Origin of the sequence: Chitinophaga filiformis (assembly GCF_023100805.1) — a bacterium.
In the GTDB taxonomy this organism is placed as follows: domain Bacteria; phylum Bacteroidota; class Bacteroidia; order Chitinophagales; family Chitinophagaceae; genus Chitinophaga; species Chitinophaga filiformis_B.
Genome location: NZ_CP095855.1, coordinates 8,013,337 through 8,036,873 on the forward strand (window position 1 = coordinate 8,013,337; position 23,537 = coordinate 8,036,873).

Genomic DNA, 23,537 nt, shown 5'->3' on the forward strand with positions numbered 1-23,537 from the left:
TCTTATTGATTTACAGTAAATTGGTAGTATGAAATCCTTATTGTCGATATTCATCTGCCTCACCTGTTTAGGCAGTTTTGCACAAACCAGGTTGTCTGATAGCCTACAATCAGTTATTGACCATCCACAAATAAGCGGGCAGGAGAAAGCAGTATTGTTAAACCGGCTGGCAGAGTTTTACCGGGTCAATAAAGAGTATGCGAAGGCCATAAATACCGCCCGGAAGAGTATATCGCTATCCTCGGGCATTAAAAATTATACCGAAGCTACCAAAGCTTATCTTGTACTATTGAATAGCAGGATCAGTGCACAGGAACTTAGCAATATCAAACCACTCAGTGATACTTTAGTTCTGACAGCCAATAAGGCCAATGCCCCGGTTGCCCTGGCCTATGCCTATTACGGACAAGCCCTGCTTTTTAAAGTACTTGAGCATCCGGAAACTGTCCTGAAGTATTGCCAGATGGCGCTGACCTCGCTGGAGAAACAACACGACCCATATATCGCCGCCAAGGTTTATTATCAGTTGTATGCAGTTAATTCGAACTGGAATAATGGCGATCAAGCCTATCATTATGCCTCCCTCGCCACAGAAAATGCCCTGAATACCACTGACTATACGCTGCTGAGCAATTGCTATAATGCAATGTCAACGGCATATGAATATAAATATGAAGCGCATCATCAACAGGAAGCGCTCGACAGCATCCTGTACTTCCTTAATAAATCAGAGCAACTTTACACCCGCTACCCGGGCCAGCTTAATAATTACGCTTACGCGATCACCTGTATTAATATTGCCAGCTACTATCAGCGGTTTGCCAGTCCCACCGACAGCAAGGCACAGGGTATATATTATGCCAATACCGCCCGGGCAGTTTTAAGAGATGCCCCCAATAGCCAGGAAGTCATTGCAAGTAGCCTTGGTATCCTGAGTGAATATGCAAGGCGGGACGGCAAGGACCGGGAAGTGGAACATTATCTGCTGGAAGCATATGAGGTGATGCTGACCCAACAGTCGCCCTATTATTATACAATGATCAACGTGACCAAAGGCCTGGCCGCCTTCTATGAAGGACAAAGGGATTACAAAAATGCACTTAAGTTTCAGCAGCTTGTAAATGAATATAGCAGCAAAAATTTTGACCAGCAAAAAGCGTTAAAGGCCCAGAAGCTTGAAATAGAATATCAAACCGAAAAGGCCAATAATGAACTACGCTTCCTGAAAGAACGGGAAAAAAGCCAGCAACAAAAGAACTTCTTATATACCTGTATCGCTATCGCCTCCAGCCTGCTCCTGTTCTTTTTGTTCCGGTCCTATCATTTCCGCTTACGCTACTCACTACAACGCGAAAAACAACTGGAACTGGAAAAGCAGGATTCCGAGCTACAACTGAAACTTGAAAAGGAGGAACAGGCAAGACTGAAGGCAGAGCAACAACTGCTGGAAGTACAGCAACAACAGCTCAAAAAAGAAGTCATGGCCAATGCGCTGCAGCTGGAACATAAAAACCAGATGTTATACAATCTGAAAGATAAACTAGCCGGCGGGGATGAAGTAAATATAAAGAAGATCCTGAAAGAAGAAATGATCCTGGATAATGATTTCGAACAGGCAAAACTGCAGATCCAGCAGGTACATGTCGACTTTTTCCAGTTGCTGAATGAGAGAGCACAGCGGAAGCTTACATTGCTCGACCTGAAATTATGCGCTTATGTCTATCTGCAGATGGATACCCGGCAAATAGCACAGTTGATGCATGTTGAAGCCAAAAGTGTCAGAATGAGCCGCTACAGGATCAAGCAGAAGCTCGGTCTGGACAAAGACGAAGATCTCAACGCCTTCTTACAGAGTTTAAATGAAAATATCCGCGGGAACAGAACAACCGAATCTTAATCTGTCACCTACCCCGAAACTACACACTTCATATTAAACGTAAATTTTTACTATCAACAGCGCCAGCTTAAGTTATCATATGGATTTAGATAATTCATTTGGCGGATGAAATGAAAAAATTGCAGTATGTTCGTGCCAGATCCCTGTATCATGCGTAAACTTTTACTTAAGAATCTTTCTCTTACGGTTGTTTTATCATTCATATTATCCTCCGTTTTGTTTCTCGTTTATTACGAATCTGCAAACGAGGGGTTTGAAGGGAAACAGGCATTACTCATACTATTCGCCGTGGCCGATATCTTCCAGCATCTGCTTTTGTTTATCTTTTCATTGCCTGCGCTTTTCCTGGCAAGCCCCAGGATATATGCCAGCAAGGTACAGCGGCCACTATTTTACTTCGGAGGAGCGGTATTGGTGACACTGATTTCACTCGTGCCGATTATTAGTGATAATCCTGGCGACATGCCATTGCTAATTCCGAATCTATTATTCCTGGTTATATACACCCTGTTTTATTTCCGGTTGACGAAGCAGCAGTAGCTTGCAAACCTGTTATCAGGGCCTTCCTACCAGAGATGATATTAGATAATAACCACACGATAGCTCATCTACAACCCATCTTCTCTGGACGACAGCCATTGCCTATACCTTTCTTTGTAAAGATCACGGGTTGAGGAATCCCTTAGAATGATATCCATCCCGCCATCATAAGGCGCTACAATACAATTATTACAGATAGAAACAAAGAAGACTCTCAGATTATCTTCCGCCACATCTCTGAGTATTTCGTCATACTTATGATGAGACCAGACCTGTTCCGTAAACATTAGTGTATAGATTTGCCCCTTTTCATAATTCACCGGATCGTGCAGATGCAGATCAATAGGCTCCAGCCGGGTGAATGCAAAGGGCTTGACAGATGCCGTTTCATTGGTTGCAGACGAATCAGTATAACCCTCAATATAAAATTCTCCTGTTACAAGAACGAAGGGAGATCCGTTCGTAAACAAATCAGTAAGAATGATGTTTTGCCTGCTCAACAATATATCCCAGTCTTTCGGCCCCGAAGGATACCGGCGGGAATCCGGCAGGCTATGAATACGAAACCAGCGATCGGCATAGTCATGCCTAAAATGATGTCCTATCGGAATCGTATCAGGATAGTTGGATGTCCAAAAAATTTTAAATTCCTCCGCAGTCATTAATGTCTTTATGATTTATAGAAATTGGGATTTCCATCACAAACCATCAAAAAAAACATTCATAATATTTCCAAAAGCGTTCAAATATAAAACAACTTTTAACAACAACGCCGGGTGGCTATCACCCGGCATTGCATCTTATTATTCAAACTCCTCCATTAATTCCTTCATCTCCTGAATACGCTTCCCAAATCGCACCCTGATATACCATACATTAATATAATGCACCAGTACACTCAACACCAGCCATATAGCCAATGCCCAATACCATGTAAGATGCGGAAAGAGTTTAAACTGTACTGCTATCATCGTAACACTAACGCCTGTCGATGTCCATAGGTATATGTTTATGACCTGTTGCGTTTTCTCATAAATATTCCTGATATAATTGCTGATATGTATATCCTTCTGACTTGAGGAAATCTGCCTGAGTCGCTTAAACATAAAGAGCCATACCAGCATATACAGTATTCCCCCTATGTTTGTAACATGTTGTACCAGGGTGATCGGCGGTACGGTGATGGTTTTCCTGAGCGAGTTGAAACACTCAAATATTATAAAAAAGAACAGGCATGTTATAATGATGTTGATCTCCTTTTTGAATTGAAGACGCAGCCCTTTCTTGCTGGCAACAAGGCGTTCATCTATCATCCTGCTTACATCACTCTCAGTAAACGACGTCTTATTGTACTCTCCGGCAGCTGCCCTTAACAGCGAATCAAAGTCATCCATCGGCTCCATCAGTATTCAATTTTAGTACGTGTGATTAAATCTTTCAGTTTCTGCCGTATCCTGCTCAGTTTAACACCGACATTATTTTCTGAATCACCTGTGATATCTGATATTTCGCGGTAGCTGATGCCGTCTATATACAGCAGGATCAAAGCTTTTTCTGCTTTGGGAAGCGCACGGATAGCATCCCAGAGTATGCGCTCCTGGTCATGATGTACCTGGTCATCATAATCAACTGAGGGTGCTGGCATTATCTGTTGTGTATGTTTTTGCCGCGTGGCAGACTTTTTAGAATGCGTCAATGCCGTGTTCAATGCTACCTGGTACATCCAGGTAGACACTTTACTTTTATGCTGAAACCTGGGAAAAGACAACCATAGCTGTAGCCAGATTTCCTGTAAAAGGTCTTCTTTATCCTCTCTCGTATCCGCATAGATGTTTATTACTTTGAAAATGATTCCCTGATGCGGCATTGTGTGTTCCAGGAACTCGGATTTGGTCATTACTCATGCGCCTTTTTAATGTTAAAGGGAATGTTCTTCAAAGTATACCCTTTTTCTTTCAATAACATTATGAGGCCTGTCTTGTTCCCCAGGTGCCCGGCGCCCACAGCAATCAGTGGATGTTCATGCTGCAGCAGGGAGTCGATTCTTGCGGCCATCACAATATTTCTTTTAACGAGTAATTGTTCGTTGAAATTCACGTCAAGCGGACTTTCATCATTCAGTTCCGTCAGCAGACGCTCAATGTCCTGCTTAACGTACACCGCCGTCATATTCTTCAGCAATGCTGCAGGCGGCTGCTTTCTTATCAACGTCTGCTGGAGCATTTTTACCTGTTCGGGAATAGAGATGGCATTGATGGCGTCCATTTCTTCCTTTACCGTTTCCAATCCGCCGGTAGGCAGTTTCTTCTTACCTGCAGCGCCGTACAATGCAAGGTCGACCGAGGCCGCCTTGCCATCATTTCCCATGATCAGTGCGATCAGCAACACGGGCTTGATAGCGTACAATCTGTCTCCAAGCATGTTTAGCGTAACGGAAGTGGAGGACAAAGCCCGGAGCTTTTCTAATGATGCAGCGTCCAGCAATTTATTGATGTATTGTGTAGTGTCTGGTATAAACATGGCAGCCATCATTTCTGAGGGATCGATCTTTGCGAAGTCCAGCTCGAAGTATACCTTATCCACTTTGTCTAACATATCAAACGGCGCCTGGGGTAACTCATATGAACTGGTATCGTACAGGTGAATGGTGCCAAATAAATAAGCAGGTTTTGACAGGTTCTTACCAGAAATCTCCCACAGGAGCCCTTTCTGTTCCTGGGCAGATACCGGCTGAAACGCTGCTGTTAACAGGGCCAGACTTAAAACAATGGTTTTCAGTAAATTTAATGTTCTCATTTTAAGCGTTTTTATTCATTAGTATGCCGGCATGCTAAAAACTTACACTATTTGCCCGGATATTTTTTTAATCACATTCAAAATACAAGATCTTCTTATAAAAAACAGCACACCTTAAATGCACTTATTTTATCCTAACCCGCTAACCTCTGGCTCATGACTGCAGATAATACAGTTCTGCATTTATCTTGACTACGATCAGCATAAAAATGCTGCATCCCACATTATGGCCGTTTTCCTGAATTTACCTGAGAGACAGTTCCCTGTTGAGAACAGTGACCTTCCGGTCTCATTAAGAACCGCCCGGGACTATGCCCGATAAATTTCCCGGTGCGTCAACTTTTGGTGGCTATTCCGGAAAGATCATTGTTGGCAAGTACTATATACTGACCATACCGGAAAACCTTAATTTAGCACCTACTACGCCGTTGTAGTACGCCCGTATCACTGTCGCAGGTATCGGTGGTTTAGGGTATATGGGCATTAAAATTGCGAAAGCAATGGGCGCTCATGCGGTTGCATTCACTATTTCTGAATCAAAATTCGCTGAAGCCAAACGCTTTGGTACAGATGGAGTAGCGCCCGATCACATTGCTGCAAACATTATTTAATGAGGCGTCCTGCCTCCCATCTTCAGGATCAATATTTGTTGGATAGTTAAAAGAATAAATAATGGAAATAACAAGAATAGGTTCGAGGGCTTCCGTCAAGGGGCCGGACGATTGGTTTACAGGTGCTGTGAGGATAGATCCGCTTTTTGATGCCAATGAGGCCAGACGTGCTGCAGCTGCGAGCGTAACCTTTGAACCAGGAGCAAGGACGGCCTGGCACACTCATCCCCTCGGTCAAACCCTCATTGTTACAGCAGGCTTTGGCTGGGTACAGCGTGAAGGCGGCCCCGTAGAAACCATACAACCCGGAGACGTGGTTTGGTTCGAACCTAACGAAAGGCATTGGCATGGAGCGACCGCTACAACAGGCATGACGCATATTGCTATCCAGGAGAACCTGAACGGTAAGGTGGTGGAATGGATGGAGAAAGTTACAGATGAGCAATATAGAGGCTTATAACTTTTTTACCCGATAACATGGCGAGAATATTTATTACAGGCTCCGCAGATGGCCTGGGACTATTGGCTGCAAGATCTTTGATAAGCTCAGGTCACCAGGTGGTGCTTCATGCACGCAATAAAGCAAGGGGCAAGCACGCAATGGAGAAAGCGCCTGGCGCTGAAGATGTGTTCATCGCCGACCTCTCCAGTATTGAACAAACAAAAGCACTGGCATTGGAATTAAATGCCAAAGGCGCCTTTGAAGCGGTGATCCATAACGCGGGTGTTTACCAGGTACCGAAAGACAGTGTCGGGGCGGAAGGCCTGCCCCTGTTATTCACTGTAAATACGCTCGCTCCTTACATCCTGACCTCCCTGATGCATAAACCTGAACGGCTCATCTACCTGAGTTCCGGCATGCATCTGCAAGGCAATCCAAAAGTAGAAAGCCTGCCGAAAAGTTTAGATGCCAAACATGGCCACATCAGCTATTCCGATACTAAGCTGCACGATGTAATACTGTGTATGGCGGTAGCCCGTAAGTGGACAGATGTGTATGCTAATGCCGTTGATCCCGGCTGGGTGCCAACAAAGATGGGAGGCGCCGGCGCTCCGGACAATCTTGACAAGGGTTTCGAAACACAGGTATGGCTGGCGGTAAGCAATGATCCGGAAGCATGCGTAAGCGGGCAGTATTTTCACCATAAAAGAAAAGCTCGTTTCCTGCCGGAAGCCGAAGATCCTGCTATACAGGAAAAGTTCCTTTCCCGTTGTGAACAGATTACGGGTGTTTCTTTTCCGTAAATAATGGCGAGTCAGCCGCCATCCATAATATTTGAAAGACACCGGTTTTCACCCGGTATCCAAATAAAAGCGCCTGTATCTTTTCTTGAATTGTCCCCTGGAAGTGCATGACTTCGGGCGTTCGCTTCAAATCCAGATACAGGCGCTATATGTTTTTTCTGCCTGACAGTAAAAGAAAACACTGTCATCACCGGGGCATCAATTATTCTGCACCGTCGGACTTAGCTCTTTGTATTGCATAGTTGCCAACATTTCTTCCTACCACCAGCCCTACTCCACAGTCACTTTTATTGTAGTGGATCCCGGCATAAAACCTGGACATGGCAGCTTCCTCAGCCATCGCTTCATAAGCAGCAGCTCTTTCGGGAATGATATATCCCAGTATCCTTGCAGCCGCACCACTAAAAGTTGAATGCCCCGATATATAAGACGGAAAATTCGGAACGCCGGTAAGTGTTTTTATATTCGGGTTCATCTGGCATGGACGGGGATTGAAATAGGTAAACTTTGTATCCCAGCAAACGATGGCTGCGTCCATTTCAGTCATCGCAAGAAGTGCCATATTGCGTGCCCAGCGCACTTCGCTAAAGTTTTTCCTGATAAAATCCTCCGCAGCAATCGACATCCAGTGGCCGGGAGGTGTATAGGTACCTGCACCATCAGCCCAGAAATCTATAATGCGCATCTTCTCACGGCTCGGATGCGAGGTCTGGTAATATACTTCTTCCACCTCAGCTTTCATATCGGCGCCCGAGGTCGAAGGCGGCGGACCAGGCCGTAATGCGATCACTGTCAGTGAATCGAAAAGGAATGGCTTCACTTTTCCGAACAAAGGCAACATGGGAGGCCGTTTGGGCGTTTCAAGACTTTGCCAGGCAATCTCCCCTTTAGCTGTACAATCATCTGCCAGTTGCTTCCACACCGTGGCATTCCCCACAGCAGCTCCAGCCCTGTCGCCTCTTGCTCTTGCCACAAATTTCTGCGCCACAGCTTTACCTAAAGCCTCTCCAGCTTCTATATCGCTGCGAACGTTGGCGCCTGCTATAATGCGGGCCCGTTTCTCTTCCTCAGCTTTCTGTTGAATAAACTCCTGATCGCCGGGAAAGAGCAACTTCATCATTTCCGCAGCTACACCAGCCAGTACCGCATCTTCTGATGGATAAGACGGAAGATCGGATTTAGGAATAAGCACATTCAAAGTACTATCCACTTTATAAGGTGCAGCACGATTGTACAACGTTTTATAATACCAGGCAGCAATAAGTGCGTCGTATTGGGCAGCCGATACATAAGCATAAGCCCTTGCAGCATAGGGAGGATTCGCAAATGGAAACTGCGGGTATGCCAGCGGATTGCTGGCGCTTGGTATCGGGTAAGTACCGTCGTCATTCTGATATGGCGGCAAGTTGTGTTTAGCTACCAACTCACGCAATATCTCGTTCCAGCGCAGTACCGCCCCTGCACTCCAGTATTTCACCAATTCCTTTTCTTCACTGGTCAGGTTGGCCTGCCAGGATTTTATTTCATTGATCTGTGCTATGTAGTCGGGGGATGTAGTAGCGCCCGGAGCAGCCACTGCAAATTCTGATGGCGAGGTCAGTAGCACCGGCTTCCATGTTCCGGCATTCAAATCGATGTTGGCAGGAGAAAGTGCCGGAATATTGTCAGTCCTTCCTTCGATATCCTTGTTGCAGGCAGTAATGGCTGATATTGCCGTTACAAGAACTATAACCAGGTAAAAATTTATCTTCTTCATATCATTTAACTTTTGAAGTTGGGTCAGTTGCGTTTGACTTCTTTGAGAAGTTCAGGATATAAAAAACAGACCCGTAAACAGTAGTTGCTTGTCCTACATTTCTACCGGCAACCGTAGTGTTGCCACCTGCTACTATTGATAGCTGCGGCAAAGGCGGGAGGACGTATTTAAAATTTGCGCCTAAAGTAGTTGCATTCATTTTGTTGCTGGGAAAAGGCATATTATTCCGGGTAATATCAAATCCGCCTAATGTAGTCCAGATATTCATTACCGCTTCCGCTATCCACCGCTGATTTCTAAAGCCCGCCCGGAAATTATAATTGGAGGCATCCGGCATCTCTACCTCATGCGTATTGTGCATTTCGGTGGTGTAATAAGACTCCCGGTCAATTTTAATATTATCCCTGAGAACGTAGGTAGCAGAAGCTGTGGCGAAGAAGTCCCTCCACTTGTAATCCACCATTAGTCGTCCTAAAGCCGTTTTGCTATGCAGGCCAATCGAGAGTGGCAGGTAATCGGGCGTATAATCCGTTAAAGGAACAGACACTCCTGCAATCCCCAATACAGATAATTTTCCGGCACCTAGTTTTGTTTGAAATGGACGCCATTTCAGAAAAAGGCTAAGATCCTGTATTCCATCCAGGCCTTGCAATGTTCCTGCAGATGCTTTTGTTTTGACATAGGGCGCACTAAAGAGTATACTCAACTTCTTTGTGATGCCATAATTTCCCATTACAGTAAGCATCCTTGTGGAAACGGTCCCGAGATTTTCATTGTCCCTTTTCCGGGTTCCCTCCCAATAATTTTTCCAGCTGCTGTAGCTATACATAGGCCCTATACAAAATTCATTCTTTGACATCATGAGCGCATCAATATCTGTTTGCGCAGACAGGGAGTGAGGTAATAGCATGGCAAATAATAACATTGCTACCACTGCCATGTGGGTGGTTAATTTTTTCATTGTTCAGATGATTTTGGTCAAAAACTCCATAGGTAAGTCAATGCATAACGTACACTATCGATCCACGAAATATAAAAAACTATTGAAGATATTAAACTAGTCCCGGTATAGAGCAGCCTGCCGATTCATCGTAAACTGTCCTGAATAAATAATAAAAGTATATGGGAATGTTTTAAGTTAATACTTCTTACAATATGTTCACTGATTAAAATACGTCTCGAACTTTATTCCTTAAAAATAACTTTTTTCCGGATAGTATTGTTCAAATTCTCAACACTTTATATCTGGCACCCTAAAGCATTTATTTCGAAAACACAGCATATAGCACATTCATTATCAATCCATAACAACTCATCGAACACAACTATCAGCTACCTGTCGCTTCACGGGCAAATATGTCCACTTCAACCGGAAGTAACTTTTGGTTCGGACTTACCCGCAGTAATTTGCAGTTATGAAAAACATGAAGCAATACGGAACAACGGCAATCGCCATCTTACTACTGCTGGCAATTTTCGCAGCAGCCTTATTTGAATTTACCTCCGCAGGTCAAAAAGCGGCTACGAGCTGCATTGTAGGAGCGCCGTGAGACGGGATACCCGGTGTTTACTTAATATTATCATAAAATACATACCTTGTCAAAAATAGACTAGTAATGAACTGGAACAGGAACTACCATTTCTTCCTCATATTTGGAGACAGTACAAATGACCAAGCGCCATGGAACAATAAAATATGGAAAGAAAATGTTCACCTCCGGATAGATTTTCTATTGAAGCATTCCTCTTTTTATAAAAAAACCGGCCTCGGAACAATTCAATACGTCCCTAAACCTAATTCTCAATACTTTGAGACGCTTAAACTTGGTAAATTAACCTGGAATGAAAGTTCTCATGAAAAATGGACAATTACTACTTTAGATTCCCAACGTCAGTTCCATCGAATGGACATATGGACACCCTCCCGCGGAACCTGTGCTAAACTAGGTTCTGCCCCCGACATTTTTTTTAGCATAAGTAACGAAAGGTCAACATATAATATGGAACATGTCGAATTCGAATGGTTTGCGGTTTTAGCAGTCGCAGTCGATATCCCATGTGACATAAACAACATCGTCTTGGACTTATCACAGTCGATGCTCGCAAAGAAAACCGTATACAGAGAAAGAGCCTGGTTGCAACCAATTCAACAAGCACCGTGGCAATTTATCAATGGTATTCAAGATACCGTCTCGTACGGTATATATACCGAAGGCCCACACAACATACATAAGACTCCTTTTCGAAACCTGCAGTTTGTCCCTTTTTGGGAGACAATCTGGGAGGCATAAAATAATCGGAGGAGACTCCTTGTATTTACCTGCCATTAGTTACCGGATATCATCACCCTGCACTATGCCGTTTATTAATAAGCAATAACTCTTCATCCCTTAAATCTAATTGCCCCAGGATAGCTTTACATTCAGCAAGCGCTTTTTCATCATTCATCGCTGTTGCCAGCTCCATGCGCATTACCAGCACTTCAGCCACTTCAAGCGGATGTTCCCCTTCCCGGCGTTTTAATGCTACATCAAGCGTTTGCGCAGCCATAACGTCATCGTTCTTATAATCACGAAAACGCCTTGCAACCGTCAAAGCACTCTTCATCCTACCCTGGTCGCGATTATCAGCCTCCTCCCACACTTCCTGATCCCGCTCGCCACGGCTGACAAAAATCACTGCATTCCCCGCAACGTCTGTGAGCGTGAAACGCGTAGCACCAGGTTTCATCCTCGAAATTCTTGGAATGCCGCTATGAGGTACCTTACCGGTGGTTTGTCTGAACCGGCCTGCAAATTCATTATATACCGCTGCTGCATCCCCCACTATTACCAGGCAGCCCATATTGGAATTGGTTTGCTTATCTAATCCTTTGAGATACCCAAAGTGCAGTGCATATCCACCCCGCTCTACCACCCCGTACTGGTAAGGCCGGGTTTGCTTATAGGTGATCGTATACCCTAACATTTCCCAAAATTCAAGCGTTTGAACAACGGAGCTACAAGGCAAAATGGGAATCGTCAGCCATTCATTGATGGTACTGTTTTCTGTCATATCGGAACATTTGGCGCAAGTTAAACCTCCTCCCCATAAGCCAGCCTTTACATACTTATTTGTATGTAAAGGAAGATAGCGCCTGCAAATCGTATTTTTGCGCCATGACGAACTTCTTCTACCAGGGCAGGTTATATTACACCCCTATTGAACTGACAATGGCATTCATTGGCGGCACCTGGAAAATGCCTATTCTGCTTGCCCTGCGCAAAGGGCCGGTAAGATATGGAGACCTTAGAAAAGCAATTCCACATATCAATGACAAGATGTTATACAGCCAGCTGCGTGATCTGGAGAAGAAAGGTATGATCCAGAGAAAGGTATATCAGACAAAACCACCGAGGGTCGATTATATATTGACTGATCTGGGTAATAAGTCAATTAAGCTCGTTGATAAAATAAACGATTTTGGGGAGTATTTATTGGAGGTGGAAGGTATTGAATTGAAGTGAAGCCAGCTTAACTGTAGGAGCAAGGACCTACACGTCAGTCAAAGCTGAAAACAGTCTGGTAGTCATGAGCCTTTATGGATATTCTGTGTAGGTAAGATTAAAAAAATCGGGAATAACTTCCTTATATGGCTTCACCCAGCTTTTCAAAACATAGTCCTCAAATATTTCAATTTGTTCACTTTTAAGCCTGATTCCTATTCTGTCCAGAAAGGCCAATAAGATAGTATAGCCAACCACAGTAGGGTTCGTATCGGTCAAGCTACGCCCCTCTATATTATGTATGTGCACAGTCCAGTGTGCAGTAGTCAATGAAAATGCATACTCAAGCCCTTTTCTCGCAGCAAGTTTCCAGGAGTCATAGCCAACCGGAGAAATTTGCTCCAGGTATCCTTGACTAAAAAAACCGGTTCCAGTATAGTATTCCTCTATTTCATTTCTTCCTAGAAGATTGGGAATATGTCAATATTTACCAATGCAACAGACCGGATTCCATTTTTAGATATCGTCCATTTAAAAGATTCGTTTTTATCTCTCTCATTATTTATCATAATCGCTCTGTTATCTGACGCGTTGCTAAAGTAGTATATATACAACGGATCTTATAAATCATCCTAAAATTTCTTTTCAACTGCTCTATTTGTCAAAACCATCATAAATTTAGGATGGTTGTTTATAACTATTAACGCTGAAACTATGCTGAACCATTCCAACGATCCGCTTCTCCAGGCTTTTATAGCCGGAAAATCAGCACACTCCCTGCTATTGCTCCAACATTTCATAGAGCAATATCAACAGCTGGGCGATGTATACCTGTACCCCACCAAATCTATGATCGGTATCGGCAGCGGGGATACGCGTATAGCATGGATCACACAATTAGGCAAGAACTTTATACATGTGGTGTTCCCTTTTGAACATCCCTATGCTGATAATCTCTGTTTCCAGAAAATAGTGCAGGTGCCTGGCGACGCGCATCAGTTTAATCATCATTTCCGCATGTTGCTGCAGGAAGATATTAATGAAGAAGTTCTACAGTTTATGCGATTATCCCTGCAGGCTTGGAAGCCATAACCAAACCTGCAGGTCAATCATCATTTATCCCTTACCAGTCACATACCATCCTGTGCCATTGCTCCTATAGGTAATGGCCTGCTTTGCAGTCATTGAGCTCGTTTCTCTCGCTGATAGTCACGGTGTCACCGTCATGCATATGTTCATCTAATTACAAAACCTTGCAGGAAAAGCTCCCGCAAGGTTTTTGTAATCTCTTGTGAATACGGTTATTGTTTTGTCATAGTATATGTCATTCTATCCCCATCAGTGATCCCGTTCTCCACATAATAGACCAGTGTTTTACAATCAAAGCTGGTAATAGTGCCCGGCAGCGGCTCATCATCCAGGGTAAGGATATGCCCCTGCAGGTTCCAGGAACCCTTTTCAACTTCATGTGAGGCACAAACATTACCAGCATCTTTGTACTCGTAGGTGCCATCATTTCTTAATTCCAGGATATTATCCTTCTCACAGTCTTCCATAAACTGCATATAGTTCACCGGCGTAGCCGATGCGCTCTGCTTATATTCCACAGCGGTAAACTTATAAGATCCGGAAAGGTTCGCCTTGTTAATTTCGCAACCGGAGGGTTTATCTTCATCTTTCTTACAGGAGAAAAACATACAGGCAGAGACCATTGCCATTAAAGCCCATTTCATAGTAGTTGTTTTCATACATTTCGCTTAAGTGAATATTATTGGTGTTTAACGGTAATACCCCTCCTAAAGGGCAAAGGGTTGGGGGAACGAAAAAAAATTTTTTTTTTGAGGGATACCCAACCCTTCTTAAAAAAAGGAGGTATTGTTATTGGTACCGGTTTGCGTCAAAGTGAACAGATTTAAAAAAATTAGTAGTTATTTTAATGAATAAAGAGAACGGGATCAAGATGAAATATGCAGTATTAATGCTCGGTGTAGTTTGTATGACAGCCTGTGGCCCCGCTATGAAACTGGCAGTGCCGGAAAAATTCAGGGAACAGGCTACCATGGAACACGTGCACGGATCCAGGGGTAATAAGATGTCTTTCCCGGGCATCGCCACCTCGAGAATAAAAAGAGGTGTACATCTCAAATACCCCGGTTGGGGACGTAGCTTTTTCCTGGAAAACCTCTTGTTGAACCAGGCAGGCGTTTCAAAATCTGAAGTCGTTGAAAAGGAAAAAGCAGGGTTCCGCTACGCGCTCACCGACGGCACGACCACCGTACAGGTCTTTGCGGCCGAAAAGCAGATCATCAAAAGCCACGATTTCGAATTGATGAACACCAATGCTATCTTCAAAAGTTTCGAGGTGTTGCAGCATTATGAATATATATTCTCCGCCCTCATCAGTGCTGATACGACAAAGAGCATCACCTGGGAGTTAACGATGACCAATCTCTACGACCGGGAAGCCGAGAACGACAAGAACCCTTTCACCTTTATCAAACAGGCAGATAACGGGCTCGCTACCAACGGCACAGATACGATCATTATTAAACCTCTGAGCATTAAAAAAACGGAACTGGCCAATGGAAAAACAGGCAAACTGCCATTTAAACTGCTCTCAGGTTATGAATTGAGCATCGACGGTGGCGTAATTGCTATTATTGACCTGATTGATCAGAATGTGTGGTTCTATAATGAATTGACACCTGGAGATAAACTAACGGTCAGCGCCATTACAACAGCGCTCTTTGCCAGGAAAGTACATGATACCAAATGGTAATCCGCAGGAGAGAAAGAAGATCTACGCAATGTAAGGTGACAAATTGTAACAAACGGTTTCATTAACAGCTGGAGCAGGATTTAAGTAATATTATCATTGATTGCCGCAACGGCAATAGGAAAGCACAGGAGCAATTATACCGGCAGCTTTATGGCTTTGCAATGGCTATTGCCATGCGCTATGCTGTCGATGAACATGAGGCTGCTGACATCCTGACCCATGCCTTCGTGAAAATGTTCCGGAGCATCCAATCCTTTGATGTTACGAAAGGAAATTTCCACGGCTGGTTGAAAAAGATCGTTATCAATGAGTCATTGGATCATATCAAACAACGCAGCCGCTTTAGCAGCGTAGAACTGGAAACGGTGGAAGAGCCGTCTGTCAACAACAGTGTCATCGAAAAAACGGATGCCGCTGCCATACTCGCCCTGGTCAGGCAACTACCGCCGGCTACGCATGCCGTGTTCGTCCTGTATGCCATTGACGGCTATACCCACAGGGAGATTGCAGAACAATTAAACATTAGCGAGGGTACCAGCAAATGGCATTTAAGTGAGGCAAGAAAAATTCTTCAACAAAAATTAACAGCAATAAAGGTTTAGTGAATACAACCACACCATACGAAAAATTAATAGCAGAAAAGCTGGAACAGGTGCCTGTACCCGATATGGCGGACAGTATCTGGGCCAGTATTGAAATGCAGTTGGATGTGGTGACCGATGCACCAGATAATACTTCTACGCCTGAAAAAGCTATAAAACACAAAGGTAAAGGCTGGTATGGAGCCGCCGGCGCGGCAACTGTTGCCGTTGCCGTTTCACTGTGGTGGTTCAGCCATAAAGAGCAACCCCTCCAAAAGATAACACCCGTTCAACCTGCACCTACCATCAGGATACCGGTAACTGTTCCCGACAGCACATCAGACAAACCTGCTGAAACAAAACCTGCTGTTCCCCTAATCCGCCCGAAGGATACCGTGTCAATTATTGATATACTGCCTGCCCTTCCCGATTTTGACTCCACAGCCCAACAGACGTTGCCGGCAGCAAAACCGGATTCACAGGCATTGAAATACCATCACGTATTGCCGCCAGTGCCTGATGCTGTAACTACCCCTCCCCCTAAAAAAAGCAGAGGTGTAAAAGGTATTACGGAAGATGACTACCGGCTATCTGTTGAAGACTCGACCCATAAAAAACAGTGATGTCTGATAACGGGCTGACACTTAATGCGGATATTCCATACAAGCTTTAGACGCGCATTTAAGATCTCCTGACGCTATCAGGCATGCGAATAAAAAGGGTCTGCCGGCCTTTGGCTGACAGACCCCTACATTTAACCGCACAATGCTCACATGCTTGAGGAATGCGGTGAAAGAATATTATTCCCTGATAATTTTCAGGCTGCTCACCTTTCCGTTATGCACCAGTTTTACCACATACATACCTGCCGGCAATGACACCGCAGATACTGTTTTTGTATATGCTCCTGCTGCAAGTCTGCCGTTCACCGGTACCAGCAGCTGTTTACCGCCCATATCATATACAGCCAGTGTTGTGTATCCATTTGATGGCAGGTTGAATTTCACGGTAAAGGATGCTCCGGCAGGGTTAGGATACACTGTAAGTGCCGACAGGCTCACTGCTTTGTCCGCAGCAGCATTAGCAGTTGTTTTGATCTTCACCTCTGCATAGCTGTTCCACTCATTTACATTATTACCATGCCCGAGAATACGCACATATTTCGCTGTTCTGGCAGTAAAATTAAAGCTCTCAAAACTGAGTGATGTGCCACTGCTTTGTAAACCGGTAGCTGCATTGCTCCAGGCGTTTCCATCCGGGCTTACCTGCACATCAAATAACGCGCGACGGGTATCGCCTTTATAGAATGCAATATCCACACCTGTGACGGTTGCCGTGTTACCCAGGCAGAACTGTATCCACTGCCCGTTGCCGCTTGCCGACCAACGTGTATTCAGATCGTTATCAATGGCGTTCGCCGCCACATTGCCGTCATCGCTGCTGGCAACAACAGGAACACAATTGGGATCTCCTGTGGAATCGGCAATGATGCTCAGCTGCGGCGCATTAGCGCCTGCCTCTTTTGAGTTCAGCAATACACGCGGATCGTGCGCCTGCTGACTTTTCAGCGCCAGGGTGATCTTCCGCCGTCCTGCTGCCAGTTCACGCTGTACATAGCTGGTCAGGTCCCATGTATAATATCGCGCCGCCTCATTGGTAAGGATGGCAGACGATAAAAGTGTCGTATCGGCAGCAGGCTTATTATTCCAGTTGATCGTCTTTTCAGACCAGCTGGTATTGCTTACAGCATATGCTCCAACAGGTATACTGATAAGGGAGCCACCTGCATCTACATATCCAAATACTTTCAGCACTACGGATGATACGGCGCTTGCCCTGTTGGTCAGATCGAATGTCAGATAAGTTTCACGCCCGTTATTCAACTGTCCGGCAGGTGCAACTTTCGTAATGAGCAACGTAGAATCAGTCACGCCAAAAGTAGTGGCGGCATTTGTTCCATCCCTCACGTATGCATCCTGTACCGGCAACAGGTTGATAGTAGCCGGTGCTGCTTTAAATATCGCAGTGAAGGTAGTATCGTTATCAGTGATCCGGATATTCTGTACCCTGGCGCCTCCATGTGCCCAATGATCGAAAATATACGTTACGCCGTTAAGTGTTTGCGGAGAAGGTGCATCCATCGGTCTCACCATACCCGATAAAGTTGCTGAGGAATAAGGCGTGGTAAAAGGTATATCGTTGAGACGGAGCTGCAGGCCCGCCGGTTCCGTTTTCAGCGTTATATTGGACGTTACAGGCCGCATTTCCACATAGGTGGTATCCACCTCTCCCCTGCTATCTTTTACAGCAAGATAAATACGGTACCAGATATCTGTTTCCGTATGGCCTCCATCTGAAATAACAAAGGTTCCTGCTTTAACGCTGTCGCGCAGTTGTGGTCCCGGATGAACATGATTCGCATGATGGAAATCAACCCACCAGTGAAATGCACTGGCCGGCAGCGTACCATCTTCCACATCAGTACCGGTACCTGCAAATGAAACAGTATCTCCGGCGCGGAACTTAGCATTGTTCACAGGTGTTGTAATGGTAGCAACAGGTAATACGTTAGGTTGGGCAACAGTCAGTTTTGCATTACTACTGGTAACATTACCCGCGCTGTTGGTCACCACTACGCTGTAAAGACCGGAATCTGCCGGTTGTACATTGGCAATAGCATAAGTAGCTGCCGTTGCATTCGTAATATTAACTCCATTCTTTCTCCACTGATAAGTAGGTGCGGGATTGCCGGTAGCTATTACGCTGAAGGTAGCAGTTTGTCCCTGTGGCACAGTAAGTGATTTTGGCTGTGTCGTTATTGCAGGCGCCTGTGTACCCGTATAAATAATCTTGTACAATGCGCCATTATCCCTGCTGAGAAAATAGAGATTGCCATCAATGCCCTGTTTAATATAGACAAGCCCACCCCCTAATCCGGTAGCGAAAGCCGTCCTTGTAGGAGATGCGGGATTTAAGTAGTTGATCCATCCGCCACAATAATCCAGGAAGAAATATTTACCGTTGTAGGTGGCAGGATAGTTGCTGATGGCGCCATTGAAAAACGTACCACCATTGATGGCACAGCCCTGACCATCGGGAGGAGTACCATCCCTGTTGGTACTATACCTGTACAAGGGATTGGTCAACCCCGTACAGTTGGAGCTACAGGTCCCTTCCTGATCCGGCCAGCCAAAGTTACGCCCACCGGTAGTGGCATCATTGATCTCTTCCCAGGTGGATTCACCAACATCATCGATAAAGATCTTACCGCTTACCGGATCAATGGCATTCGTAAAAGGATTCCGCAGGCCATATGCCCATACCCGGCTACGGGCCGCGCCGCCGCTAAAGGGATTTCCCGTTGGTACCGAGCCATCCGTATTGATACGTAACAATTTCCCCATATAGCTGTCAAGATTCCTGGCATTGTCACCCACCTTATTATCACCTACGGATACATACAGCTTACCATCGTTACCAAAAGATAAACCGCCGCCGTTGTGATAAATAGCGCTTAGTGTAGGAAGATCGAGCAATGCAGTTTCGCTGCCGGCAACATCGCCAGTCATGGTAAAACGGCTCACACGGTTATGCGGCCCTGAAGTATTGGTGTAATACAGATAGATATAATGATTAGTGGAGAAGTTGGGGTCTACCGCAATCCCGATCAGGCCACGTTCTCCGCTGGAATTGACTGACAGTGTGATAGCTGGTGCAGATAATAAACTTCCGTTTTTGATCACACGCAACTGGCCCGTTTCCTGGCATACAAGGATACGGCCGTCAGGAAGAAATGCCAACGCAGCAGGGCTGCTGATGCCGCTCGCTACCTGTACCCGCTGAAAATTGGCAGGTAACGATTGTGCACTGAGCGACAGCGATGAAAACAGTAAGAACAGCGGTAACAGTAAGCTGGTAATAAGGTACTTTTTTTCCATAATAGTCTTTTGAGGGATGAAATATGAGGTAATTCAGGCATGCGCTGCCCATCCACGTGTGAGCGTTTAGGTTATACACAATGGTATGGCCGCATGCAGACATGGAACATCCTGTTAAGGGATGTAATGAGCGGTCAGGTTTTCATAACGTAAGTTTTAAGGATGAACAATTAATATACAAGATACAGGAACAGGGCATGTTACAATGCTTTGCTACATGGTGTTTCCCAATAATATAGGTTACTGTCTTCTCTACAGGGATTTATATGGTTCGTCGGCTACGCTACTGAAGTTATGCAAACGTTTGCTAAAAAAGGCATACTATTTTCACATTTCCCAATACTATATTGAAGACGGGGTATATCGTTTAGTATTAAGACTACTTTTCCGGTTTGCATGCGTACTCTATAAATAGCAATAGGCGAAATTGCAGATTGCACAACCATGTCCGCTTAGATAAGATTGTTTTTATAGGAATAATAAAGGCCGGTTCATTAAGAACCAGCCTTAGCGCTTTTTTTATTCCTTTCTATCCCGGGGCTTGTTTTTCAACATAGAATACACCCTCTCTTATTTGGATGCCAGCCTATCATTTAAGCGATCCTAAGCCGCTTATTTTACTTTTTAGTTTTCTTCCTGGGTGGCTTTAATTGCTCAGCCAGGGATGTCATTATATCGGCGATTCTTTGTTCCCTTGTTTCCGGCCGTTTCGCCAATACAAGCCTGTAAAGCATGGCCTTTTTTACCGACCTGCTCAAACGCTCAAAACAGGCCTTTGCACCATGTTGGGACTTAAATGCCTTTTCAAGGTCTTTGGGTATTTTCAGTTCTTCTACATCGTCTAAAATTGCCCATGAGCCATTCTGCTTTGCCACCTCAATGCTTTCAAGACCAGCCGGCATCATCAGCCCTTCATCTATGAGGCGTTGTACCTTGCCTTTATTAATTTTCGACCAGACACTATTGGTTTTTCGCCGGGTAAAGAACTGCATAAACTTTTCATCGTCAATAGGCTTTGACGTACTGTCTATCCATCCGAAGCAAAGCGCTTCATCTACGGCGTCACTCCAGGTAAGCGTAGAAAGATTGGTCTTCTTTCTGTAATAGATCAACCAGATGGATGCTTTGGTACGATGGTGCTTTTGCAACCATTCCCTCCATTGCAACCTGTCCACAGGACAAAAAGTTTCAATAGCCTTCTTTTCCATTAGTTCTTCACTATTTCATGATCACTAAGATAATACTCACGAAAGAAATACCCACCAGGTGATAGGTTCCGCTGATAATTCCATACAGGATCGGCCGGGGAATGTTCGGGTTGATGGCAATGTTCACCGTATTGGCAAACAGGTACCCGATACCTACAAGAAAGGAGAACTTTAAAGCATCATCAAAGGATTGGAGATTCAGCGCATAGATCAACACTGCGCTTGCCACTGTAATAACAAGAGAGCAAATTGCCGGGCCAACAATGAAAATAGGCTTGTTCTGCAGCGTTTCGTTTTCACGCCCCAGGGAGGTCCTGTACTGTTTACTGAAAAATAAAGTGAACCATAAAGCCCCAAGTATGAAATACCCGGCAAATGCTACTAATACACTGATCCAGTTTAGATTTGCTAATTGACTAATCATAAAAAAACACCTTTTTTGTTTATGATGCAAAGCTAAATGGGGGCTGTGACAGCCCTATGTCAGGGGTCAAAAAGAAATTAATAATAACGGTCAAAATATTCCTGCAGGGTCATATTATGTGGGGTAAAGTGCTCACTAAGGATCTCCAGCTTTTTAATCCTGTCGATCCGGAAATACCGGAACTCTTCCCGCAAACGGCACCAGGCTACCAGCAGCCAGTTTCCCTGTGTGCTCAGTAGTGCAAAAGGTTCGATCAATCTGCTTGTTGTTTGCCCTGCTTCATTGGCATACTCAATCCGTATAAGGTTAAAATTGGTAAGGGCAAACTGCAGTTCCGATAAATTGTTACTGTTCCGTTCCGCGTTCAGGTTCTGCCCGATCCGGGTTCTTTCTGCCAGCAGGTTCGCTTTGTCCCGTATGCTATGTCCCAGTACTGCTTTTATTTTATCAATAGCTTCCAGGTAATCCTTGACAAATGACGCATCTTTATTCATCAGCACCAGTTGTTCCGCCAGTATCAGGGCATTGGCCTGGCTTTCAGTGAACATCACCGGAGGAATCCTGTACCCCTGCATCAGGGTATAGCCCTTCCCCTCTTCTGTCAGTATCGGTACACCCGCCTGCTCCAGTGCTTTTATATCCCTGTAAATGGTCCTGACACTAACAGCGAACTTATCGGCCAGCGCTGTTGCCGTCAAAAGACGCTTTGTCTGCAATTGCGTCAGGATTGCCGTCAGCCGGGAAAGCCGTTTTGTATCGGTGTCGTTCATCATGCGCTCAAAAATATCTTTTTTCCATAATAGTAATTTTAAAATTCAGATTCCCCCTCCCCCTTGTCCACTTCGCCCATCAATTTGCCTGGCCGGCTACTCTCCGCTAAGCCTTGTGGATTAATTCCACTCAATTTGCATAACACTTAACATACTAAAAATGCGAAACTATATGAAGAGAATTAACATGATGCTGCTGATACTGGCCCTGTTCACCGGTTTGACCACTTATGCCCAGGTTCCGGGTGTGCCTAACAGCAGCACTACCCAAACCCTCATACAGGAATTAGGGATAGGTAAGATCACACTCTCCTATTCAAGGCCCAATGTCAGGGGAAGGGAAATATTCGGGAAACTGGTGCCTTATGGCGAAGTATGGCGTACGGGAGCGAATACCTCCACGCAGATAACATTTTCTGAAAATGTACTACTGGAGGGACATGCGGTACCTGCGGGTGCTTATTCCCTGTTTTCCATTCCGGGTAAAGATACCTGGACGATCATACTGAATAAGACGGTGGGCGACTGGGGAGCATACAGCTACAAACAGGAAAATGATTTCCTCCGTTTCAATGTGAAACCTCAGGCCGCGAAAGTAAAACAAGAGACCTTAACCTTCCAGTTTCAGCATGCTACTACCGAAACAACAGATCTTATCCTGAGCTGGGATAATGTTGGCATCGATATTCACATCGCATCAAACGATGAAGAAAAAATACTTGCCAATATTGACAGCCTGATGAATCAAAAGGAAGTTTCCAACCTGATCTACTTCACAGCTATCCAATATTATTATCTGCATAACAAGAACACAGATAAAGCACTCGGATGGATAGCCAGGGCTGAAAAAGACTTCCCTAAGAGAGGCTCCTACAGGCTTTATAAGTCACGCTTCCTGCTCAGGAAAGGAGACCGGGCTGGCGCCATCAGTGCGGCTGAAGAAGGGATCAAAGTGGCTACTGACAGCAATGACAGCGAGTACCTGCACCTGAACCAGGAAGCCCTGGCATTGGCCAAAGGCAAAAAATAATGTATTCACGACTAAACACATGTAACAATGAAAGCGATCATCATGCTTAGCATACTATGTTCCTTATGCTGGACGGCTGTAGATGCACAAATATTGAAACCAGTAAAATGGAGCTATGCCGCCAAAAAAACATCCGCTACGGAAGCCACCATCTATATAAAAGCGACGATGGAGCAGGGATGGCATATCTATTCCTTAGATACGCCAGAAGAAGGGCCCGTCAGGACAGCCATCGCCTTCACGCCCGATCACTCGTACCAGTTAACAGGCGCCCTGCTGCAGCCACAACCGCTCAGTAAAATGGAGCAACAGTTTGGCAAGGAAGTGAAATACTTTGAGAAAACGGTGATCTTCCAACAGAAGATAAAACTACAGCAAAATACTGCTACTGTTAAGGGAGACATTACTTTCATGGTATGTAGCGACCGGCAATGCCTTCCGCCAGGCAATATTCAGTTCAGTGTAGATATAAAATAA

At 44.8% G+C, this 23,537-nt stretch carries 26 protein-coding genes; 14 read left to right on the plus strand and 12 right to left on the minus strand.

The annotated features are described in order from the left end of the window. Window positions 1–28: 28 nt before the first annotated feature. Window positions 29–1,897, plus strand: a complete 1,869-nt coding sequence (locus MYF79_RS31390; RefSeq protein ID WP_247811760.1) for a helix-turn-helix transcriptional regulator — start codon at window positions 29–31, stop codon at window positions 1,895–1,897. Between the two features lie 150 nt (window positions 1,898–2,047). After that, the gene (locus MYF79_RS31395; protein WP_247811761.1) at window positions 2,048–2,437 is read left to right on the plus strand and encodes a hypothetical protein; all 390 of its coding nucleotides are present in this window, start codon (window positions 2,048–2,050) and stop codon (window positions 2,435–2,437) included. Window positions 2,438–2,505: 68 nt separating this feature from the next. Here MYF79_RS31395 and MYF79_RS31400 read toward each other — a convergent pair whose 3' ends face one another. The 4 genes from MYF79_RS31400 to MYF79_RS31415 all read right to left on the minus strand — a co-directional run bounded on the left by MYF79_RS31400 (window position 2,506) and on the right by MYF79_RS31415 (window position 5,233). Beyond that, window positions 2,506–3,099 (minus strand): hypothetical protein, encoded by a 594-nt coding sequence (locus MYF79_RS31400; RefSeq protein ID WP_247811762.1) that lies wholly within the window; start codon window positions 3,097–3,099, stop codon window positions 2,506–2,508. A gap of 141 nt (window positions 3,100–3,240) precedes the next feature. After that, window positions 3,241–3,840, minus strand: coding sequence for a hypothetical protein (locus MYF79_RS31405; protein WP_247811763.1), 600 nt, complete (start codon window positions 3,838–3,840; stop codon window positions 3,241–3,243). Further along, a complete protein-coding gene (locus MYF79_RS31410) occupies window positions 3,840–4,334 on the minus strand; it encodes an RNA polymerase sigma factor (protein WP_247811764.1) in 495 nt (164 codons plus the stop codon). Before MYF79_RS31410 ends, MYF79_RS31405 begins: the two co-directional genes overlap by 1 nt. Beyond that, window positions 4,334–5,233, minus strand: coding sequence for a TraB/GumN family protein (locus MYF79_RS31415; protein ID WP_247811765.1), 900 nt, complete (start codon window positions 5,231–5,233; stop codon window positions 4,334–4,336). The genes MYF79_RS31410 and MYF79_RS31415 overlap by 1 nt, the downstream gene beginning before the upstream one ends. Before the next feature lie 500 nt (window positions 5,234–5,733). Between MYF79_RS31415 and MYF79_RS32565 the strand changes: the two genes are divergently transcribed. The 3 genes from MYF79_RS32565 (at window position 5,734) to MYF79_RS31430 (ending at window position 7,089) form a co-directional block, all read left to right on the plus strand. After that, on the plus strand, window positions 5,734–5,844 hold the full coding sequence (locus MYF79_RS32565) for a hypothetical protein (RefSeq protein ID WP_410688428.1): 111 nt from the start codon (window positions 5,734–5,736) through the stop codon (window positions 5,842–5,844). A 61-nt stretch (window positions 5,845–5,905) separates the two neighbouring features. Continuing rightward, window positions 5,906–6,304 (plus strand): cupin domain-containing protein, encoded by a 399-nt coding sequence (locus MYF79_RS31425; protein WP_247811766.1) that lies wholly within the window; start codon window positions 5,906–5,908, stop codon window positions 6,302–6,304. A gap of 17 nt (window positions 6,305–6,321) precedes the next feature. Further along, window positions 6,322–7,089: an SDR family NAD(P)-dependent oxidoreductase gene (locus MYF79_RS31430; protein ID WP_247811767.1), complete on the plus strand. Its 768-nt coding sequence runs from the start codon at window positions 6,322–6,324 to the stop codon at window positions 7,087–7,089. 202 nt (window positions 7,090–7,291) lie between these two features. Here the strand turns inward: MYF79_RS31430 and MYF79_RS31435 are convergent, their stop codons facing one another. Both MYF79_RS31435 and MYF79_RS31440 read right to left on the minus strand, forming a co-directional pair. Beyond that, window positions 7,292–8,845: a vanadium-dependent haloperoxidase gene (locus MYF79_RS31435; RefSeq protein WP_247811768.1), complete on the minus strand. Its 1,554-nt coding sequence runs from the start codon at window positions 8,843–8,845 to the stop codon at window positions 7,292–7,294. 1 nt (window position 8,846) lies between these two features. Beyond that, a complete protein-coding gene (locus MYF79_RS31440) occupies window positions 8,847–9,806 on the minus strand; it encodes a transporter (RefSeq protein ID WP_247811769.1) in 960 nt (319 codons plus the stop codon). A 454-nt stretch (window positions 9,807–10,260) separates the two neighbouring features. Here MYF79_RS31440 and MYF79_RS32455 point away from each other — a divergent pair, with 454 nt between their 5' ends. Both MYF79_RS32455 and MYF79_RS31445 read left to right on the plus strand, forming a co-directional pair. Continuing rightward, the gene (locus MYF79_RS32455; RefSeq protein WP_262922360.1) at window positions 10,261–10,395 is read left to right on the plus strand and encodes a hypothetical protein; all 135 of its coding nucleotides are present in this window, start codon (window positions 10,261–10,263) and stop codon (window positions 10,393–10,395) included. A gap of 66 nt (window positions 10,396–10,461) precedes the next feature. Further along, on the plus strand, window positions 10,462–11,136 hold the full coding sequence (locus MYF79_RS31445; protein ID WP_247811770.1) for a hypothetical protein: 675 nt from the start codon (window positions 10,462–10,464) through the stop codon (window positions 11,134–11,136). Window positions 11,137–11,188: 52 nt separating this feature from the next. Here MYF79_RS31445 and MYF79_RS31450 read toward each other — a convergent pair whose 3' ends face one another. Beyond that, entirely contained in the window at window positions 11,189–11,899 is a 711-nt protein-coding gene (locus MYF79_RS31450) for a hypothetical protein (protein ID WP_247811771.1), read from the minus strand. A gap of 104 nt (window positions 11,900–12,003) precedes the next feature. Here MYF79_RS31450 and MYF79_RS31455 point away from each other — a divergent pair, with 104 nt between their 5' ends. Both MYF79_RS31455 and MYF79_RS31460 read left to right on the plus strand, forming a co-directional pair. Then, window positions 12,004–12,351: a winged helix-turn-helix transcriptional regulator gene (locus tag MYF79_RS31455; RefSeq protein ID WP_247811772.1), complete on the plus strand. Its 348-nt coding sequence runs from the start codon at window positions 12,004–12,006 to the stop codon at window positions 12,349–12,351. Between the two features lie 693 nt (window positions 12,352–13,044). After that, a complete protein-coding gene (locus MYF79_RS31460; protein ID WP_247811773.1) occupies window positions 13,045–13,422 on the plus strand; it encodes a hypothetical protein in 378 nt (125 codons plus the stop codon). 209 nt (window positions 13,423–13,631) lie between these two features. Here the strand turns inward: MYF79_RS31460 and MYF79_RS31465 are convergent, their stop codons facing one another. After that, window positions 13,632–14,078: a lipocalin family protein gene (locus tag MYF79_RS31465; RefSeq protein ID WP_247811774.1), complete on the minus strand. Its 447-nt coding sequence runs from the start codon at window positions 14,076–14,078 to the stop codon at window positions 13,632–13,634. Between the two features lie 188 nt (window positions 14,079–14,266). On the opposite strand from MYF79_RS31465, the gene MYF79_RS31470 reads away from it, so the two are divergent. The 3 genes from MYF79_RS31470 to MYF79_RS31480 all read left to right on the plus strand — a co-directional run bounded on the left by MYF79_RS31470 (window position 14,267) and on the right by MYF79_RS31480 (window position 16,313). After that, window positions 14,267–15,109 (plus strand): hypothetical protein, encoded by an 843-nt coding sequence (locus MYF79_RS31470; protein ID WP_247811775.1) that lies wholly within the window; start codon window positions 14,267–14,269, stop codon window positions 15,107–15,109. Between the two features lie 95 nt (window positions 15,110–15,204). Next, a complete protein-coding gene (locus tag MYF79_RS31475; RefSeq protein ID WP_247815103.1) occupies window positions 15,205–15,711 on the plus strand; it encodes an RNA polymerase sigma factor in 507 nt (168 codons plus the stop codon). Further along, complete coding sequence (locus MYF79_RS31480; RefSeq protein ID WP_247811776.1) at window positions 15,711–16,313, plus strand: hypothetical protein; 603 nt, start codon at window positions 15,711–15,713, stop codon at window positions 16,311–16,313. The genes MYF79_RS31475 and MYF79_RS31480 overlap by 1 nt, the downstream gene beginning before the upstream one ends. Window positions 16,314–16,490: 177 nt before the next feature. Here the strand turns inward: MYF79_RS31480 and MYF79_RS31485 are convergent, their stop codons facing one another. The 4 genes from MYF79_RS31485 to MYF79_RS31500 all read right to left on the minus strand — a co-directional run bounded on the left by MYF79_RS31485 (window position 16,491) and on the right by MYF79_RS31500 (window position 22,033). Beyond that, entirely contained in the window at window positions 16,491–19,628 is a 3,138-nt protein-coding gene (locus MYF79_RS31485; protein ID WP_247811777.1) for a PQQ-dependent sugar dehydrogenase, read from the minus strand. A 617-nt stretch (window positions 19,629–20,245) separates the two neighbouring features. Then, window positions 20,246–20,836 (minus strand): YdeI/OmpD-associated family protein, encoded by a 591-nt coding sequence (locus tag MYF79_RS31490; RefSeq protein ID WP_247811778.1) that lies wholly within the window; start codon window positions 20,834–20,836, stop codon window positions 20,246–20,248. A 10-nt stretch (window positions 20,837–20,846) separates the two neighbouring features. After that, window positions 20,847–21,260: a DUF1761 domain-containing protein gene (locus MYF79_RS31495; RefSeq protein WP_247811779.1), complete on the minus strand. Its 414-nt coding sequence runs from the start codon at window positions 21,258–21,260 to the stop codon at window positions 20,847–20,849. Between the two features lie 77 nt (window positions 21,261–21,337). Then, entirely contained in the window at window positions 21,338–22,033 is a 696-nt protein-coding gene (locus MYF79_RS31500) for a helix-turn-helix transcriptional regulator (RefSeq protein WP_247811780.1), read from the minus strand. 169 nt (window positions 22,034–22,202) lie between these two features. On the opposite strand from MYF79_RS31500, the gene MYF79_RS31505 reads away from it, so the two are divergent. Further along, window positions 22,203–23,060, plus strand: a complete 858-nt coding sequence (locus MYF79_RS31505) for a DUF2911 domain-containing protein (RefSeq protein ID WP_247811781.1) — start codon at window positions 22,203–22,205, stop codon at window positions 23,058–23,060. Window positions 23,061–23,087: 27 nt separating this feature from the next. After that, window positions 23,088–23,537 carry a protein-disulfide reductase DsbD domain-containing protein gene (locus MYF79_RS31510; RefSeq protein WP_247811782.1) on the plus strand — a complete coding sequence of 150 codons (450 nt, stop codon included), beginning with the start codon at window positions 23,088–23,090 and terminating at the stop codon, window positions 23,535–23,537.